The organism is Spirochaetota bacterium, assembly GCA_038043445.1.
GTDB lineage: Bacteria > Spirochaetota > Brachyspiria > Brachyspirales > JACRPF01 > JBBTBY01.
Genome location: JBBTBY010000099.1, coordinates 1 through 19,647, shown reverse-complemented (window position 1 = coordinate 19,647; position 19,647 = coordinate 1). Strand labels below are relative to the sequence as shown.

Annotated in this window: 13 protein-coding genes; 5 read left to right on the top strand and 8 right to left on the bottom strand. The window is 53.4% G+C overall.

Translation table 11 applies throughout. From position 1 onward, the window contains the following. The first annotated feature begins 28 nt into the window (after positions 1 to 28). The 5 genes from AABZ39_14430 (at position 29) to AABZ39_14410 (ending at position 10,358) form a co-directional block, all read left to right on the top strand. The gene (locus tag AABZ39_14430; GenBank protein ID MEK6795975.1) at positions 29 to 781 is read left to right on the top strand and encodes an IclR family transcriptional regulator C-terminal domain-containing protein; all 753 of its coding nucleotides are present in this window, start codon (positions 29 to 31) and stop codon (positions 779 to 781) included. After that, complete coding sequence (locus AABZ39_14425) at positions 778 to 1,785, top strand: hypothetical protein (GenBank protein ID MEK6795974.1); 1,008 nt, start codon at positions 778 to 780, stop codon at positions 1,783 to 1,785. Before AABZ39_14430 ends, AABZ39_14425 begins: the two co-directional genes overlap by 4 nt. A 100-nt stretch (positions 1,786 to 1,885) precedes the next feature. Next, complete coding sequence (locus tag AABZ39_14420; GenBank protein MEK6795973.1) at positions 1,886 to 4,348, top strand: hypothetical protein; 2,463 nt, start codon at positions 1,886 to 1,888, stop codon at positions 4,346 to 4,348. 42 nt (positions 4,349 to 4,390) lie between these two features. Then, on the top strand, positions 4,391 to 5,416 hold the full coding sequence (locus AABZ39_14415; protein MEK6795972.1) for a hypothetical protein: 1,026 nt from the start codon (positions 4,391 to 4,393) through the stop codon (positions 5,414 to 5,416). 112 nt (positions 5,417 to 5,528) lie between these two features. Further along, on the top strand, positions 5,529 to 10,358 hold the full coding sequence (locus AABZ39_14410) for a protein kinase (GenBank protein ID MEK6795971.1): 4,830 nt from the start codon (positions 5,529 to 5,531) through the stop codon (positions 10,356 to 10,358). Positions 10,359 to 10,487: 129 nt separating this feature from the next. Here the strand turns inward: AABZ39_14410 and AABZ39_14405 are convergent, their stop codons facing one another. The 8 genes from AABZ39_14405 to AABZ39_14370 all read right to left on the bottom strand — a co-directional run bounded on the left by AABZ39_14405 (position 10,488) and on the right by AABZ39_14370 (position 19,505). Beyond that, the gene (locus AABZ39_14405; GenBank protein MEK6795970.1) at positions 10,488 to 11,609 is read right to left on the bottom strand and encodes a uroporphyrinogen decarboxylase family protein; all 1,122 of its coding nucleotides are present in this window, start codon (positions 11,607 to 11,609) and stop codon (positions 10,488 to 10,490) included. Positions 11,610 to 11,629: 20 nt separating this feature from the next. Beyond that, positions 11,630 to 13,477, bottom strand: coding sequence for a GDSL-type esterase/lipase family protein (locus AABZ39_14400; GenBank protein MEK6795969.1), 1,848 nt, complete (start codon positions 13,475 to 13,477; stop codon positions 11,630 to 11,632). An 18-nt stretch (positions 13,478 to 13,495) separates the two neighbouring features. After that, positions 13,496 to 14,518, bottom strand: a complete 1,023-nt coding sequence (locus tag AABZ39_14395) for a uroporphyrinogen decarboxylase family protein (protein ID MEK6795968.1) — start codon at positions 14,516 to 14,518, stop codon at positions 13,496 to 13,498. A 9-nt stretch (positions 14,519 to 14,527) separates the two neighbouring features. After that, positions 14,528 to 15,664, bottom strand: coding sequence for a GDSL-type esterase/lipase family protein (locus AABZ39_14390; protein ID MEK6795967.1), 1,137 nt, complete (start codon positions 15,662 to 15,664; stop codon positions 14,528 to 14,530). Then, positions 15,661 to 16,701 carry a Gfo/Idh/MocA family oxidoreductase gene (locus AABZ39_14385; protein MEK6795966.1) on the bottom strand — a complete coding sequence of 347 codons (1,041 nt, stop codon included), beginning with the start codon at positions 16,699 to 16,701 and terminating at the stop codon, positions 15,661 to 15,663. Before AABZ39_14385 ends, AABZ39_14390 begins: the two co-directional genes overlap by 4 nt. A 3-nt stretch (positions 16,702 to 16,704) precedes the next feature. After that, a complete protein-coding gene (locus tag AABZ39_14380; protein ID MEK6795965.1) occupies positions 16,705 to 17,664 on the bottom strand; it encodes a uroporphyrinogen decarboxylase family protein in 960 nt (319 codons plus the stop codon). Beyond that, the gene (locus tag AABZ39_14375) at positions 17,661 to 18,668 is read right to left on the bottom strand and encodes an alcohol dehydrogenase catalytic domain-containing protein (GenBank protein MEK6795964.1); all 1,008 of its coding nucleotides are present in this window, start codon (positions 18,666 to 18,668) and stop codon (positions 17,661 to 17,663) included. The genes AABZ39_14380 and AABZ39_14375 overlap by 4 nt, the downstream gene beginning before the upstream one ends. Before the next feature lie 78 nt (positions 18,669 to 18,746). Next, positions 18,747 to 19,505 (bottom strand): AraC family transcriptional regulator, encoded by a 759-nt coding sequence (locus tag AABZ39_14370; GenBank protein MEK6795963.1) that lies wholly within the window; start codon positions 19,503 to 19,505, stop codon positions 18,747 to 18,749. Positions 19,506 to 19,647 lie beyond the last annotated feature (142 nt).

The following is a 19,647-nucleotide window of genomic DNA, read 5'->3' as shown; positions in this document are numbered from 1 at the left end:
GAGTATACTCAACAATAATGAGTGACAAATGATACAAGTGATCTCACGAACCGCACAGATAGCGAATTTCCTCAGCGAACACCGCGGCGCAAGCATGCAGGAGATAGCCAAGGCCGCGAAGCTGAAATTCACGACGGTATGCAATATCGTGCGCACACTTATCGATATAGGATGGGTAGTGAAAGAGGACGGGCATTACAGCATCGGGCAGGGACTCCTCTCGCTTGCGGCAGGTGACATGCGGAAGAACATGCTTGCCCACATTGCCGATGAAAATGCACGCATATTATCGAAAGAGATAAATGAAGGCGTCGTCATATCGACACTGTACGGCGGTGAGAAGTTCAATCTGGTGAAGATATCGCCGGACCGCGAGATAGCCATCAATGATAAGTTCCATGCGCATGTATCGCCGTATGCCATCGCGGACGGGCGGCTTCTCTTTGCGTATGCGGACGATGCGACGCGCGCTGTCGTTGTCGAAAAGTACGGCATGCCCGGGGAGATTTGGAACGGCATTCGGTCAGCGGCGGTATTGACGGCGGCTGCAGCGGAAATAAAGAACGCGGGTGTTTCGATACGTATGAGCGCGGATTCGGAGATATGCGGTATCGCCGTTCCCATTCCCTCTCCCAATGGTCCGCTCTGGGGGGCGCTCGGGGTATTCCTGCCGTTACATCGATGCACCGGCGAGAATAAGGATAAGATCATCAACGCTATGAAAAGAACAGCGCAACGGATGTCGGATCTATTGAAAAATCAACAAGGAGCAGCACAATGAACATCACGAAAAAGATCAAGGAGACAGCAAAGTCGTACGGGGCGGATATCGTCGGCATCGCATCGATGGACCGTTTCGAGGGGGCGCCGCCGCAGATGGATCCGCGCTATATCATGCCGGAGGCGAAGTCGTGCATTGCCATGGGCTTTCGTGTTTTTCGCGGATCGCTTCGCGGTATCGAGGAGGGCACGTTCTTCAGCAATTATTCGGCGATGGGCTACGGCGGCATCACCTATCTCTATATGCCGATGACGGTCATCAATGTCTGCAAGGTCATTGAGGATATGGGATATGAAGCGCTGCCGATGGGGCATCAAAGTGACTGGCGCGCTATTGATAACGAAGGTGAGCTTAAGAAGAAATTCAGCAGACCGGTCGCTCCGGGCAAACCCGCGCCTGATATCATGGTGCATTTGCGCCTTGCGGCATTCGCTGCCGGGCTCGGCGAGATCGGCTTCAGCAAAATGCTTCTGACGCCGGAATTCGGGCCGGCGCTCCGTGTCGGTCTCATCTTCACCGAACTGGAACTTGAGCCCGATCCGATATACAATGGACCGAAGCTCTGCAACAAGTGCATGGCCTGCGTGAAGCAGTGTCCGGGCAGTTGTTTCAGCACGACAAAGACGGTCAAGGTCACGGTCGCCGGTCATGAACTGGAGTGGAGCGACCTCGATATGAAAGGCTGCGATTATTCATTCCGCGGCGGCGCGAAAAGCGAGCCGGGCAGGAAAGGCTTCTATTATGACGGCCAGGAAGACACGAAACCCGGCTGGCATTCGCCGTTCTTCAAGAAGCCGCGGAATCTCTATAACACCGGGCAGGCGATATGCGGTTCACGCGGCTGTACCCGCGCCTGCATTGACAGCATGGAAAAACGCGGCGTGCTTACGCACAAATTCCATAAGAAGTTCAAGCGTACGCAGCCGTGGTCGGTGGATTGGTCGGATTACGAAGCGCTGACCGGACAGACCGCCGGAGCAGGTGAGAAGAAAGAGACTGATTAACTGTGTAATACAAAAATATTTAATTGAGGAGAAAGCACATATCTGTTTGACTGAATAAAAATATTTCGGACAAGCTCAAGAGTAAAAAAAGGATAATGTTATGCTTTTGGGAGCTAAAGTATTAGGACGGCTGCTGCTGCGAATTGGCTGCCTCTGTACGACTATCGGCATGTTTGTTGCGATTAACGCGATCAATGCGGAGACCGATTCAATCGAGAGTAAACAGTCGCTTCGACTTCGCAATATCACTGCACCGTATGTGCCGGCTAAATTCGACGAGCCACGAGTAAAAATTCCGGGACGTGATCGTCCGATCCTTGAAGGCAAAGAAAAGGATCGATGCATATGGAAAAGTGTAGCGCCAGGATTCATGAATGTTGTACTCCATGCCATAGTGAGAGGAGAGACGATAAGTATGCTTATCGACATCGGTGGAATAATCCAATCGACAAATGGTGGGCAGTCATGGAGATATCTGACGTTCTGTAATGAAGGAGGCATGACTGCGGCAACCGAGTATGAGGATTTTGATATACATCCAAGAAACGAAGCGGTGATTATGCTTGTCGGACGCCAGGTCCTGCGAACGGAAAATGGGGGGCGATCGTGGGTGCAGATACATGATGGATTACCTTCGACTGAGTTCATGACGCGGTCGGCAACGTATGCAAAGGTCAAGTTCACCAGCGACGGCAGCCGGATATTCATCGGAACAAAAGCGGAGAAAAACGCAAATGGGAAAGCGATCTTTGTCAGTGATGATAACAGCAAGTCGTTCCGTCGTATCGCAGTCGATTCTCCCTATGCGGCGATTAAGGAGATCTATCCTCACCCGTATGAGCCGGATTGTCTTTTCCTTTCGTTTGCCGACGGAGAATTATTCATCACGAAAAACGCGAAGGAACCTGTTCCTGTATTCAGAAAAGTACCCCTTCGGGAAAACTATTGGGTAAGGGATATGTGCATCGATCCTGAAAACCCCGCGACGATGCTACTTGTTGTGAACCCGATAAAAAAAGATGCTGCAACACGTGCGCGCATACTCCGCTGCAGCGATATCCATGCAGAAAAAATTGAGATGACTGATGTGCCCATAAATGACGATCAGGGCAGCCCCGCCGCAGACGGAACATTGTTTACCTGCGCTCGATATAATCCCGGCAAACCGGGTCAGATTGTTGTCGGGGGGAAGGTTGTTGCCGGGAGTAATGGCAATGAAAGCCAGCTGTTGATCTCTGAAGATAATCTCAAATCGTTTAGAGCATTTTCTTTCCCTCAGGAGTTTTACTGCGATGATAACTTGTCTGATTTTTATGCTGGAATATACTTGGTGTTTTTCGGAATATCGCGTCATGCCGTGGTCGTGTCGAGAGTGGGGACGTGGGAAAGTGATGACAATTTCAGATCACTGAAAAACTTAACGATGACCTATAGTAATGGCTATTATGGGAACCGCGGTGTCGGCATGCCGGCAAATATCAATAGGATCTCTGCCGCAAGGGAGAATGTTTTCTTCTCCGCCCAGGATCACGGGGCATGGATGTCTGGCGGTGTCGAATGTAGCAACTGGCAGCATTTGACAGGGCGGCTGAATTGGCACAAATTCCCTACGCAAACCGCCGAATGGGGCGGTCAATATACGTGGACAAGTTACCTCGAGAATATATTTGCATCCGAAGATGAAAAATATATCTATGTAACATGCAATGCCAGGGTCAAGAAGACATTTAAACATGGTTTTTATGCAGAGAAGAAATTATTACTCACGGAGGATACGGGGGCAAGTTGGCAGGATGTTACAAGCCGATTAGGAAAGGGTGACGTGTATCCTGAAGGTTCGCGGATAGTGAAATTAATTTACGATCCGACAGTATCGTATCGGCAATGGCTGTTATTTTCCGATGCGTTGTTCTTTACGGGAGACGGCGGGAAAAGTTTTATTCAATTATCTTCACCGCATTTTGTTCCCGTACAGGGGACGAATAAGATATATTTTTCAGACATGGCGTATGATCATGCACGAAATGTACTATACCTAAGCTGTGTTCCGGATCGCTTGAATCAAAAAACTATATTGGGGCGCAATAAATCTCCGGCAGCATTTTTTCGAAGCGCAGATATGGGGAAGACGTGGGAGATATACGACATCGGGCAGAACGCAGTCAGGAGTGTCGGTGTGACAACTGATGGCGCTTTGATCGTTGGGACGATGAGGTCGGGCGAACAGCCGGGGCGGCTTATTCGCATTCCGTACAGGAAGAACTATGATCATTCCATGATAAAACTCACCGTAGGCGACACGCCGGAGGAAGTATCTGCAAATCAGATCAGCGTGTGGCCGATCGTCTGTGACGGCAACGATGTGCTGGCATATTCGAGTATGGAATGGCTTGTTTCTGACCGGTTTTATCCCCAGGGGCCATTGCTGTCCCGTGACGGCGGGGAAACGTTCCAATGGATACTGCATGACCTGCCGCAAAACTTCATCTGGTCGGCGGATATGAAAAATGGAAGAATATATCTTGGGACAACGGCGGGGCTCATGTATTGGAAATATAAATAGGCCAGGATACAATCCACACTGTTCATGACCGAGGAGGACCTCATGCGTTTCGCAGTTGGCTATCAACTTCCCAATGATGATGGTTCGTTCGTCGACATTGTCCGCGATTACCGCGAGCATATCGCCGAGGTGTTCTTCCCGTGGCTCAATTTTGCCACAGGACGCGCATCGATCGCGGAACGCAACGGCGAGGTGGACTGGCATGCGCAGAAAGATATTGAAGAAGATATTGTCGCGCTGAAAGGGCTCGGCATCAAGCTTGATCTGCTCATCAATGGAAATTGCTTCGGGCGGCAGTCGATGTCCGTGCATCTTGAGAATCAAGTGCGTTCAACGCTTGAATATCTGAACGAGCTTACGGGCGGCATCGAGATAGTGACGACGGCATCGCCCGCGGTGGCGCATATACTGAAAAAGCATTTTTCCGCTGTCGAGGTGCGTGCATCGGTGAATATGCGCATCGGCACGGTGAAGGGTATGCAGTATATGGCAAAGCTTTTCGATTCGTTCCATGTACAGCGCGAGTATAATCGTGACCTCGCTCGTATAGAGGAGCTCAAGGCGTGGGCGGATGCGAACGGCAAGAAGCTCATCATGCTCGCCAACAGCGGCTGCATGAATTTCTGTTCGGGACAGACATTCCATGACAATTGCGTGGCGCATGAGTCGGAGATAGCCGATACGGTGAACATGAAGGATTTCCGCATGCATGCGTGCTGGAACTATCTTGCCGCCGATGAAGCGAACCGCGTTTCGGTGCTTCAGAATTCGTGGGTGCGTCCCGAGGATATCGATCATTACGAGCGATATTTTGATGTGGTGAAACTTGCTACCCGAATGCATCAGCATCCGCGGCTCGTGATACAGGCGTATGCGGACAGGAAGTATCACGGGAATCTTCTCGATCTCTGCGAGCCGGGGTTCTCGCCGGCGTTTGCGCCGTATGTTATTGACAATGACAAATTCCCGAAGGAATGGTTCGCGAGGACTACATCGTGCGATAAGGAATGTCATCGATGCGATTATTGCGGGAATGTACTGGAGGCTGTGTTGATAAAGGCCGGGTAAACAAACGAGTTTGCTTGCTTGACGTTGGCGCCGAAGCGTATATACTTCTCACATAGCGGGGCTGCAGCGCCGTCCGCGACAGGATTTGAGGACATACAAGCAGGGGTGAGCTGTGCCGGAAGAACTGTCGTTCGTCGTCAAGACCATGATGCTCCACGTGAGCGCCGCCGGCACCATCGACTATGCCAACGCTGCGTTCGTACAATATATCGGACTCCCCAAAGAACAGGTGATCGGTGCCGCATTCGATGCGATAACCCGCCTGCCCGGTTGTGAAATATTCAAGGGCGTCGCGCTCCCCGGCGCGAAAGAGAAAAAGCAGTACAACGGAACGAGCGCTGACGGCCGTGTATTCGAAATGAAGGCGATAGGCGTCGGCGGCGGCGCGGACATTACGATAACTGAAAAGACCGAGATAGAACAGCTGCGTGCCTATGTCGGGAGATATGTACAGAAAGGCCTCTCCGATCTTACCGACGATGAGAAGTCGACATTCGCTATTCCCGAAAGGCGATTCATGTCGGTATCGTTCACCGACCTCCGCGGGTTCACCGCCATGAGCGAGAAGATGCGCCCCGAGGAAGTGCGCGAAACGATAAACGCATATCTCGAAGCGGTGATGAAGGCCGTCGAGGATAATAACGGCACCATCGATAAGATCGTCGGTGATGAAGTGATGGCGCTCTTCGGCGCGCCGCGTCATTACAAGGACCATGCGCTGCGCGCCGTGAAGACGGCGCTCGATCAAGTGAGAAATCTCAGGGCGCTGCAGGAAGAATACCTCAAGCACGGCAAAGTGATGCCCGCCTGCGGCATCGGGATCAATACCGGCGAGATGGTCGTGGGGAATATCGGCAGCGAAGCGAGGATGAATTACACCGTGCTCGGAAGTTCGGTGAATCTCGCTGCGCGTTTATGCGGTGCCGCACAGGGGCTGCAGGTCATCTGTACGCAGGCGACACTGAAAGAGATAATGGATAACCTGCCGGAAGGGTGGAATGTACACTCACCCCATCCCCCGGCCCCTTCCCCTCTCTCACAGGGAAGTGAGAGAGGGGAAGGGGAGCGCGTGCAATCACTTGGCGAAAAGACTGAAGGTGTTTTCGATCTCCCCGAAGAGCTACGCGGCGTTGTCGTGAGCATCGGCCCGAAGGACAGTCCGCTCTATCAGTTCCGTTATCTCTACGCAGTAAAAGTGAAAGGCGTCGATGATCCATTGCCGGTGATAGAAGCGGTGTCGGTGGCTGATGAATCCGCGATGAAGTTCACCGTGAAGGAATTCCTTTCCGACGAGAAAGCGGCGAGCACGGAAAAGGTGTTCGGTAAATATCGGTTAATAGAACGCATCGGAAAGGGCGGCATGGCCGAGGTGTGGAAGGCACGCGACATGTTCGGCAATGATGTCGCGGTGAAGATGCTCCTCGCCGGTGAAGGTGCGACATCCGAGCAGCTTCACCGTTTCATGCGCGAGGCGGAAGTGATGAAGCTCCTCGATCATCGCAATGTCTGCCGCGTTGTCGATGTGGGACAGTACGAAGGAATAAGCTATATCGCGATGGAATTATTGCCGGGTGTCACGCTCGGTGATCTTGCAGGTTCATCGATAGCGCATAAGGACGGGGACACGATCGATACTATGGTGAGCAGGGTGGAGGCGGGGAGACACTCACCCCAACCCCCTAGCCCCCTTCCCCTCTCTCCCAGGGACGTGAGAGAGGGGAAGGGGGTAGGGAGCAAAAAGAGCGAGCCGTGGGAAGGGCATGCGCCACGGACGGCGCAGCTCGCGCGAGCCACGGACGGCGACTCGCGTGACGGGGTGAGTGTATGCGCCCTCCCGGTCACGCATGCGCTCGCTATTTTCGATGGCATCTGCGCGGGCGTTGAGTTCGCGCATGAGAAAGGCATCATTCATCGCGATCTTAAGCCCGCGAACGTTATGATAAAAAGGAACGGCGACCCGGTGGTGATGGATTTCGGGCTTGCGCGTTTCGAGCGCGGTGAGGGCGACCTTACGATGACGCAGCAGGTGGTCGGCACCATCGATTATATGGCGCCCGAACAGGCCGAGCTTGCGAAGAAGGCGGACGAACGCTCAGATATATTCTCCCTCGGGGCTATACTCTATTATGTGCTTACGGGAGAGAAGTGGTTCACGTCGAGCGGCAATATACTTTCGGATATCGGATCGCTTCGTGATAAAAGCGTCGTGTCTCCCCGGAGCATCAACGGGAAGGTGCCGAAAGACCTTGAAACGATAGTGCTCAAAGCGCTGGAGAAGGACCCCGTGAGGCGGTATCAAAGCGTAAAGGAGATGCGTGCGGATATTGCGCGTTTCCGCGCGGATGAACCGATACATGCCCGGCCGCCGTCGGTGATGTATATCGTGTCGAAGAAGATGCAGAAGCATAAGGCCATCATCATTCCTTCCGTTGCCGCGGTGTTGATAGGTGTCGTTGCTCTTTTTATCTTCTACGGTGAGCGGCTGAAAGAGGCGTTCACGTGGAAGTATGAATTCACGGAGACGTTCAACGGCGGTCCGCTCGACTATACGAACCGCTGGTATGAGGTGTTCAATAGAGAAAGGGCTTTCGATCCGCTCAAGCGAAATGCCATTGAACATATCGGCATGCAGTCAAATGGTGTGTTCCGTTTCTCAGGGGTGCTTGGGATGGAACAGCTGCAGTCGATCGCTACCGTACACGGATCGTTTCGGGCGGTATTCGATGTGCAATTCAAGCGATGCGGTGTTTTTCAGCTTCTTATCGAGAATGCAGATACGAACACGCAAGAACGGTATGCGGTGTACAATATCTCATCTACTCCCAGTGATGTGTATTTCACTAAGAACGGTGTAATGCTTGATACCGCCGTGCTTGGATCATATCTCAAACTGGATCGGCGGTATTCGCTTGTAATGGAAAAAGACGGGAATACGGTCCGTATGTATATCGATGGCAAGCGCATTATCGAATTCTATGACCAGGATACCATACCCGGCGCCGGTGATTACCGTGTCAGTATAGCGGGCAAGGAAGGCGAGGTGATCGATATACATGCGGTAAGGGTATATTCCATGGGGCTTCCGGAAAAAACGGGAACGATAATCGCTGCTGATACGCTGTATCGACTCGGGTATTACAGCAACGCGGCGGTAGAATATGGGAGTATCGCCTCACAATATTCGGGCGAGATGTCAGAACGCGCAGAATTTCAGATCGCCATGTCCCGCCTGCGTGGGGGCGATGCGAACGCAGCAGAAAGATCGTTCGAGCAATACACAAGAAAGCACCCGAAGAGCTTTTATGCCGCATATGCCCTGTATGAACGAGGCAAGATACATCTTGACCTTGGAGATACGAATGAAGCGAATGCTATCTTCGAACAGATCGCCAAGTATCAGCATCACCCGGCATGTAAGCTCGTCATGTATCAGATAACGAAACAGTACATGAACGTCTTTAACGGCTATAGATCAGGGGCCCGTGATGAGAAGCTTTTCTCACAGTTCGAGAATGCACGGGTTGCGATACGCCGCTGGGAATCCATACTTCATGTATCGGGCCGTAATAATTCATTCTTAAGAAGGGCTGCTGAGTTTCTGCAGGCGGCAGGTATGTATGATGATGTGATTAAAAAATATCCGGATCAGCGCCACCAAGTGGCCTGGACTTTGTATCGACTGGGGAGATATGATGATATACTGAAATACTATCCGGAACAACGAGCGGTCTGCTCTTTTACTTTTCATACGTTGGGGCGAAGGAAAGAGATTGTTGATAAGTATCCCGATCAGCGAATTGAGTGTGCAAGCGCGTATAGGCAAATGGGGCAGCCCGAGAGGGTGCTGAGGGAATATCCCGATCAGCGATTTCATTGTGCGTTAGCGCTCACAGAGCTCGGCCGGAATGATGAAGTGCTTCGTAACTATTCAGATCAGCGGTATCCCTGTGCTCGGGCGTTGAATCGGCTTGGCCGATATGATGAGGTGTTTCGCGACTACTCTGACCAGCGGGAACAATGTGCCGCTGCCTTGAAAATGCAGGGGAAATTCAAGGATATAGTCGACAAATACCCCGATCAGCGTTGGTACTGTGCCAATGCGATGATCGCGCTTGGCAGATTTGATGAGCTGCTGACAAAATATCACGATCAAAAAAGGATTTGTCAGTATGCGATCCTTGCCCTAGGAGACTATCAGAGCACGCTCTCGAATTGCATGGGGCAGTACGATTGTCATGCCATCGCCTTGCTGTATACGAAACAATTTACGAACATACTATCCAACTACAGTGATCAGCGTGAGAAATGTGCGCGTACCTATCTGCATCTTGGTGAATACGCGTATGTACTCTCGAACTATACCGAACAGCGTGAGAAATGCTCGCTTGCACTTACGGCATTGGGTGACTATAGCGGTGCGGTGTCGAATTACCCCTATGAGAATGATGCGGTTTATTTTGCACGATCACTTCGTGCGCTCGCTCGGTATATCGATGGCGACAGATTGTCTGCATTCGAAGAATTCAGTTCGCTTTCAAAAGAAGCTATAGACTATAACCGCTGGATGATGCATCATCAATTCTCTCATTTTCTCCTGCCGGGATATCTGCGCTTTATGAGCGACCGCGATACCGTTCTCGCCAAAGAATATAAGCGGATATTCACCGACCACTCGAACGCATGGGGCGGAGAGCTTGCCATCTCTGCTGCATACCTTGCGGGGAAAACGAATGAAGCTGCTATGGAAGACCTCATGCGCGCGCATTACATCCCGACGAGAATAGCACTCCTGAAAGGTATGCGTTTGGAATATGTAAGAAAGCCGAAGGATGCATTGCCGTTCTACCGTGAATACGCGGCGTACACCCAGCCGGAGCGGGAATTCGATCCGGCGATGGATAAATTCGTCGCGTGGCGAATACGAATTCTTTCAGGGAAATAGTGATCCGAGACTATTGCGAAAATATCATCCACTGATCAAAGCACCTGATAAACAGCGACAATTCGTCGTTATCGTAGAGAACAAGGGGATTAAGCCCCTTGCCCTCTCTTTTCGCGACGGTGATTCGATTCAGGACTTTCCCTCATCTATCATTGCGAGTATATTCTCTTCCGGCGTTTCACGTCCCACCTGATCCCCTGTGCCGATGATGAAGCGATTTGATCCCGCGAATGCTTCCTTTATCTCTCGCACCTCGCGGCGTACATCATCAGGCGTGCCGCGTATAAGCGTTTCAACGGTATGCACATTCCCGTTCATAGTAACTTTGTCGGCAAGCGCTTTGCGCACATCGCGAAGCCCCTGTACGCCGTCTACATCGCCGCCGGGTGAGCGCTCAAAGGGGCACACACAGTCGATGCCTGTCTCGGAAAAATCGGATGCGCATTCCATCGACTTGCCGTGGAAATGGATGTGCAGCAGTTTTCCATGCGCATGAAGCTCATCGGCGATGGCCTTGATGAACGGTTTATCCCATTGCCGCCACATGACGGGGCCGATGAGTGAATTGCAGGAGTAGGAGCAGCCGAAGACGAACGATTCATAGGGCGTAGTACGGCATGCTTCGCGGATAAGACGCATCTGATGCGAGAGATACCTCTCACGGAATTGATGCAATTGCTTTTCATCCGCTTCGATGAAATACATGACCGCTTTCTCGAATCCCATGAATCCTGCAATAAAATCGAAGAACGGTGTGCCGAGCCAGAACTCGAGAAGATAATCATTCCCGACCGTGCGGTGCGCGTCAACGGCTTTTGTGAGATCGAACGTAATGTCCGTGTTCGTCGCCATTTCGACGCAGGTGCCGATGTCGGCGGCGTCATCGAGAAGGTATTTTTCCGTCCATGACGGCTCTTCCTTGTCGTACATGCGTACTGATGTGAATGACTTGTCTTTATATGAGATCGTGTTCGTGTGTCGGAGTCTCCCGTCAGCAAGCCGTTCCTCTCTCGATGATCCTTTCGTGTGCGGATTGTTCTGCGCGGCGAACGCAGCACCCCATCCCTCGGTGCCATATTTTTTGAACGTCGTCAAAAGCGCCTGCCAGAGCGGGATATCCTTCTCAAAGCGTATCATGTCGACACCGAGTACTTTTGCCGGATAATAATACCAGAACTCAGGGGCTATCGCAGGCCTGTCGTTCGGCAGCCCGCGATAGGCATTGAGCATTCGCTGTTTCGGCGTGATCATATGCTGTTTCCCATCGTCTGCTACTGTGCGAGCGAGATTTTCAGTATGCCGGTCAGGCGTGCGGCGATCTGGTCGAAACCCTTGTCATTCGGATGTATGCCATCCGTTGTCAACCCCGTTGTATTATCCATGAGTGCAAGACCGTCGACAAGGAAGAGCATCGTATCCTGAGCGCCGGAGACGATCTCGCGAACCGATGCGCGATAGTCCTCAAGGGAGAGCCCGAGCGTGCCCGATGCCCATGCCGGCTCCGATGACCAGATCGGCGTGATGACGAATATCGGCACGGACAACGACGCTTTTCGTATGCGAGTGATGAGGCCGCCGAGGTGTCGCTTGTATTCAGCGAGCGGCCGCGAGTGATAGCGGTCATTGAAGCCGATGAGTATCGTCACGAGATCCGGCTTGCATGCCGCAATAGCATCGCCGTCGGTCTCTTCCGCATGGCGTCCGCCGAAGCCCATGTTCACCACCTGATAACCGAGCGCAACCCCCACCTGATAGGGGTAATTGCGATCGATGCGGCTTGCCTGGAACCCGTGCGTGATCGAATCACCGTAGGCGACGTATCGTTTCTGCGGACGTGGGACCGTCTTTTCAAGAGTGCCGTTCCCGCCGAGGTCAAGACCGAGAAAATCGAGCGATTGGCCGTAGGGAAGGAGGATCTCATAATCATGCGATATGCCTCCCGGCTGCACGGGGATCGTAACGAAGATATCTCCGAGGGGTTTTGCGGCATAGTCTCCCGCCTGTCTGCCGTCGACAAGGATGATGCCATTGACGTTCACGGAATCCTGCCGCTGATGGAGCGCGGTGATGCTGAAGAGCGCTCGAATGTTCGCAGCGCTTGTCCTGAAGCGGATGCGAGCTCCCGGGTTATCATTCTCCAAAGCGCCGCCGGCTTTTATGATCCTATCAAAGCGGGCGTACTGCGGCGTTTTTGTGATGTGGGCGAAGTCGGAATAGTCGATGAGCGGATCTGTCGGGGCGATATTCACCTTCGGAGGCATAGCGGTTGTCGCTTCAGTCAGCTTTTTTTTTTCGATATCGCCGGTACCGATACCGAAAAAAGCGGCTTGGTTCGCCGATACCGCGATGAGCGCTTCCTTCGAGATCGCTTTGGGGAAGACGATGATCTCTGCGATGTTCCCTTTCCATCCCCGCGATGCGACGGGGTCGGTTGCACCGATCACCGCCTTCTGCGTCAATGCCGAGGGGAGGATAAAGCCGTAGGCGTTGTATTCATCGAGCGGCGAAACATCATGCCCGTTCGCGAACGGTACTGATATTCCGTTACGCAGCGCAAGCATGAATGCTTTCGTCGCGGCAGCGATCTTCGTGCTGTTGGCGATGCCGTTGACGATATGCAGCGGTTTGCCGTCACCGCCGAGTATGCCGCGGTATTCCGTGAACGAGGTCTCCGTGCTCCGCGCGACAACGGAGACCGACACGTAGGCGTTCTCGGCGATCTCGAGATACCGTTTGCCGTCGAATTCGAGCGACGGGTTCCTGTTCGGCGTGCGCACGAGCTTTCCCGCATTCACGATGATCGGCTGCTTTGCCGGATCGTTCTGCACGGCATGTTTACCATTTCCCGACTGATCATGCCAGATAGGAACACATACATTTCCCTCTGCTGCAAATGTGCGCAGATCGGGAAGGTTGAGCGTTCCATCGTCGGTAAATCCGATATCGGCGGTCTTGTTGTCCCCCTCGCGGCGGACGGTGATGGCGGGCCCGCCGTATGCAGCGCTGAGTTTGCGCAGTGCATAGATCGCGCATGCGCCATCCGTGACATCGGCGCTCCCGGCGTACGCGGATAATGCTGCAAACACAGCGAGCGCGCCCGGTATGATCATTCTATGCATGGACATCTCCTTATGCAATTACTTTTTCAGATCTTCGACGGCATCGTACAGCGCGTTCACCGCATCGAACGGCGTATCGCGGTCGAACGACCAGGCGCAAAGCGTGATCTCCGGCGCCTTTGCGCTGTCATTGATGATCTGTTCGATCGCGGTGTGCACGGCATCGGGTGTTCGGTTCAGCATGAGGAGCGGATCGATGAGCGGCTGCATATGTATCTTCGGCATTGCGTGAACCGCTGCGGCTATATCAGTACCCGGTCCGAGCTGTATCGCGTTGACGTGCGGGAGCGCGGCGAATGCGTTGATGAGATGCGTCGATGCACCGCAGGAATGATACGTTGCCGAATCGAAGGATGAGGCGATCATGCTGTTCACCGGAAGTACCGATGCGCGATAATGTTCGGCAGAGAGCATTGACGCGGCACAGTCACCCATGTTCACCCGCGTGAGTTTCACTGACAACACATCAGCGATGCGCCCGTATATCGCTTGATATATCTCCCATACTTTGTCCAATACGATACGGGTCCCTGGCGGATCTGTTGCGATGTGTACGAAGATGTCGTCGGAGGTAAGCCGCTGTGCTGTGGTGTACGGCGTATGAATGGTCATAACCCCGCTTTTTACGCCGAAAGTATCGGCGTTGCCGTAGCGCATTCGCATCGCTTCATACTGTTCGAGCACGGTATCGATGACGGGGTGTGACGCAGCGGCTTTCGCGTCGATGCGCGCGATCTCTTCGATGCTTTTCCCGCGCCAGGGTGCGCCGAGGCTTTCAACCGTGCCGTCCTCGGGGAATATCCACTCCGCCCCCTGCGTTCGCATGATGAGGTCTACCGGCTGAATAAAAATGTTCGCCGAAGGCTTCGAATGGACTGCGCCGACCCCGTGAGCACCGAACGTGTCGTGAAGGAATTCACTTTCAGTGCGCTCTACCTTCTCGCGGTGAGCGATATCGAAATAGAACGCTTCGCCATAGGTTGTGCCGGTGTGCTTCGTGTAGAATGCCGGCATGAAGTTGAGACTGACGTTGATGCTCATGCTGCGCCCTTACCGCGATCCATCCACGAGTGATCTGAACGCGGCGATATAGCAGTTCGCAATGACCTCATGGCCTTGGTCATTGGGGTGTGTCCGGTCCGGGAGAAGCTCCGGCTTTCCCTCCATCACAGCATAAACGTCGACGAAGGCGCATTTATATTTTTCTGCCGCAGCCTTGACCGCTTCGCGGTAGGCAAGATGCAGTTCCCGGCTCCCTTTATCGTACACGCCGTTGGCGTATGGTTTTCCGTCTGCCGTCCACACGGTATAGTGCTCTATCCATGTCGGGCCGCCGAGCATGACGAGCGCTTTCGGCGAGCTTCGGCGTACCGCCGCGACGATGCTTTCAAGCGCCGAGCGGTATTCATCGAGGGGCGTGGCCTTGCGCATATCGTTGAGACCGAGCATGATGCAGACGAGGTCGGGCGTGAACGCGGCGATCGTTTCACCGCTGCCGCGCTGGGCAATGGCGCCGGTGCCGGGTTTTGCGAGGTTCGTCATCGCGCTCACGGTGTATTTTTTTTCGAGCATTATTTTAAACAGCATCGGCCATGAACGTTCGCGCGACGATGCATTGCCGCCGAAGGTGATGCTGTCGCCGTGGAACGCGATGCGTTCAATGGCCGTGGGTACGGCAAGCGTGAGATCGTCGATCACAAGCGGTTTTTCCATCGGGGTTGCTCCCGGTTCGAATCGATAGAGCGCCTTCGGTTCTTTTATCGTTCCCTGCCACACCAGCGCACGGTTCTCATCGAGGACGGTCACCGATGCCCCGATGATGCGCGGCATACCGATGTCTGCATGATCGGTACGGTTGTATATCACGATGGCATCGATGACGCTTGCTGCGCCGAGGTCGACTTCGAGCCATTCATCACCGTTCTTCGTTGAATTGACGGATGCGCCCTGCCAATTGCCGTTGGTGTTGCCGTCGACGACACGTTCCGGGCCTGCACCGCCGTAGACACTCGATTGCGTTGCGGGCTTTTTCAGCGCGACATTCACATTCCCGCTCATGACCTCAAGTTCTGCAATATGAATATAATTACCCGTGAGCGCAAGACGTACAAAACGTCCTTTGATGTCAGCCCCGAACACCGGCAGCGCTGTAAGGATGCATGCGAATGCGAGAAATCTTTTTTTCATAACCCCCTCCAGTCGACGGTTACGGGCGCTTTGCCTTTTGCCGAGTCGAACATCGCGCCGATCACCGCATCCACATTGAACCCGTCGATAACATCGGACATGCCTTGAACGCGCTTTTCGATGCAGTCATGGAAATATTTCATCTCATTGTCGAACGGATTGACGATATCGAATCGATACTCTGCTGTTGTTCCGGTCTTATTGTCATAGTGCGTAAGTATCGGGGCATGCCGTTCCGGCTTATCCCAGACAACGGACGTGAACGTGAGCCGGCCATTTGTGCCGTTCACCTCGATGTATTCATCCCAGCCGAGCCGCTCAAGCCCCACCTTGTTGAGGGGATGTGCGGCCGTTTCGAACGCTGCGGTCGCACCGTTGTCGTATTCGAATATCGCCGCTGCTTTTCGATCTATCTTTGACCCGGGGATGGTATCGATGTTCGCGTATACGTTTTTCGGCCGTCCGAGAAGCCAGAGCATCATATCGAGCATATGGCTCCCCGCGCATTTGACGATCGCGCCGCCGTAATTCTTCATGATCCATTCATGGTTCGCGCCGGTTTCGAGGTTAAAAAGATCACCCCACGGCTGATATGACCGCACGTTCGCGCTGAATATGCGCCCGAGCGACGGCAAGATCTCCTTTGCTTTCTGCGCTGCCGGGAAGAACCGCTTCATGAACGCGGTGAAGAACAGTATCTTCGATCTTTTGACCTTCATCGAGACCTCGGCGGCTTCATCGGCATTGTCCATCATCGTTTTCTCGCAGATGATGTCTTTTCCGGCGTTGAGCGCGGCAAGCGCTATCTCTTTATGAAACCGGCTGTGCACAAGGATGGCGACGGCATCCACGTTCTTGTCATCGATGAGCGTACGGTAATCCTTCGAGTATTTCGCGCCGAATTTATCCGCCCACGGCTTCGCCGCCGTTTCGTTCAAGTCGGCGATATGCGTTATAGGCGCGCCGGCCTTCTCAAGTCCGTTGAAATGGAAGCGGGATATATTCCCCGCGCCGATGATCCCAAATTTGACTGACATGCATCACTCCCGAACAAGGGGCTGCAGCCCCTTGCTCTTTTGCTCACAGAATTCCCAGTACACTTCCAGCATATATTCGTAATTCTCAAGCGGCATGCCGGGGAATATCGTGTTCGATGTCCCGAAAATATATCCGCCGCCCTTCGATGCATGCTCGAGGCAATACAGTGCCGATGTCCGTATCGCATCCTTCGGCCCGTCCTGGAGCAGACTGCACTGCACATTTCCCATGAGTGCCATTTTTCCGTGCGTGCGCGCCTTCACCTGCGCAATATCCATGCCCGCCATCGGATCGACGGATTGAAAGCAAGCCGCTCCGAGAGCGATATAATCATCGAGTACGTCCATGATATTCCCGTCGGTGTGGACGAACGGGAGCACGCTGCGCTTTTTGATATGTGCGACCTCTTCCGCGAGATAGGGGAATATGAATTCGCGCATCTGTGCTGGTGATATGAACGTGCCTTGATTGAAGGCGACGTCGTTCACAACGTGGATGAAGTCCGCACCAGCATCGGCAAGTTTGTCGAAATCGACGATGGCACGGTCGCGCTTTCGCTTTGCTTCTTCATGGATCCGCTCCGGATGATCCATTATGTCGATGGAGAATTGCGTCCAGTCGCTCGTGCTGTCGATCGAATGGATCGTATTGCCCACAATGCTCCCGATCAGTATCGATTCGCCAAAAAGTTTTTTTGCCGCGCGTACGCCGGTCGGATCGCTCCACGGCCAGAATACGGCAAGCGCATCCCATTGATATCGTTCTGCGACCTTTGCGTATATAGCCATACAGTCGTCGATGAGCCGTTCGCGTTCTTTGCCGCTGACCGTTGCCCAGATATTCCTGTCGGGGAAATGCATGCCGAACGCTTCTTTCTCAAGCTCGAACATCACCTCGAAGTGAGGGGGGCGATCGGGCTCCTCGAAGCGGAGCGTTTTGAGCATTCGTTCTTTTCCGGTCATGGCTGCTCCGGCATGACGATGACTTTTATCGAGCGCGAACTGTCGGCAGCGACGTTCATCGCTTCCTGTATTTCGCTGAGCGGGAAGCGATGCGATATGATCGCGTTCCCGTCGAGAACGCCGTCGGAAAGATACCTGAGCGCGAGCGGCGTATAGAGCGCCGGGGATGCGAATGATGCGCGTAATTGCAGTTTCTTGAAGTGAAAAGCGTTCACATCGAAGCGGCAGAACGCATGTTCGCCATGACCGATGCCGATGAACGATATTATCGCTCCCTTTGCGGCGACGGTGAACGCGTCGGGAAGCACGGTCGGCGGCGCGGTAACGATGATGCGGTCTATTGCGCGGGGGAACTTGTATGAAGCAAGCGGCGTTCTGTCCGGATTGATGATGCTTGCGCCGAAACGTTCAGCCGCGGCAATACGCGCTTTATTCGTCGAATTCCCGCTCATGAAAACCGATCGAGCACCCATGCGCTTGACGAGGGAGAGCGCCATGAGACCGATCGTGCCAGGCCCGATGATAAGTACATTCGAATCCGGCGTGATATCGGCAAGACGTATCATATCGATGGCCACACCGAGCGGTTCGGAAAGACAGGCGATATCGGGCGAAAGATGCGTGGGGAGGGTGCAGAGTGCCGGCGATATCATCTCCTCAGCCATGCCGAACGATGTTTTATGGAAGAAACTCTTTATATCGGTACAAAGCTCCTGTTCCGTGTCTTTGCAATTGTCGCATGCACCGCAGGCGGAGGCGCTTTCCAAAGCGACGGTATCGCCTTTTTTTACGCGTGTAACGGCACTTCCCGTTTCCACTACCGTCCCGGCAACTTCATGGCCGAATGGGCTGTGCTTCGAAAGTCCGTTCTTTGCATTGGCTATATCGGTGCCGCAAATGCCGGAGGCTTTCACCGCGATGCGTATCTCATCCTGTGCGAGCGGCCAGAGCGATGTTTCGCGCATCTCGATATCGGCCATCGTTCGTATGTATGCTGCCTTCATAGCGCCTCCCGGACGGTCATAATATACTGAGGCGGGGGCTCTCGGGGAATGGACAAAGTGACCGGGGATGGACGATTTTCAGGTCGATCTCCCCGCGTTTCTTTTGAACTGCACGGGCGATACCCCGGTGATCTTCCTGAACACCCGTGAGAAATAATAGGGGTCTTCATAGCCTACGGCGCTTGCCGCTTTCTGCACCGACATGCCGCCGGCGAGCATGCGCCGTGCGATATCGACGCGAAGCTCATGGATATATTTCAGCGGCGAACGGCCGGTCTTTTTCTTGAACGCTGTCGTGAAGTAGTTTTTGTTGAGATCATATCGCCGCGAAAGGATGGACAGGTCGATGTCCTTTGCAGCGTTCTTCTTCATGAAGTCGATGGATTCCTCGACGAATCGCGATCGAGCGGATGCTGTACTGCGTGACAGGAGCAGCCATGCACAGCGGACAAGGTGCGGGATGATATCGCTCTTTTTCTGTCTGAGCTCATCGAGCATGAAATGGAAGAGATACGTAAGCGAGAAGCCGCCCGCCGATATCACTGCGGGGGCGAAGTCGACCGCTTCGGCAATGAATCCGCTGTACAGTATCGATATCCCGCGCTCCCCCGCCTGTTCCCGGTGGCGGCATTTCGGCGGGATGAGAACGACCGTCCCTGCGTTGACGGCATGGACCTCATCATCGAGCGTGAACGTTCCGCTCCCGGAGACGATATATGCCAACTCAGCATACTCATGGACGGTGAAACCGTTGTCGTGCAGCGATGCAAAGGAATAGGCGATGGTGTACAGCGATTCGAGATCGTCTGAGGTATCCTGTGCTGCGGTCTTTGGCATGCGGAGAGTATATACCGGCTGACAGGTTATTTCAAAGTATCCGGTTGTTTCGTAATATACCCTGTCAGGTTCCCGACTATGGTGAGGACACGCCATTCAACATTACGCTTATAGAGGTCCATGCTGAAGAAAAAGTCAAGGA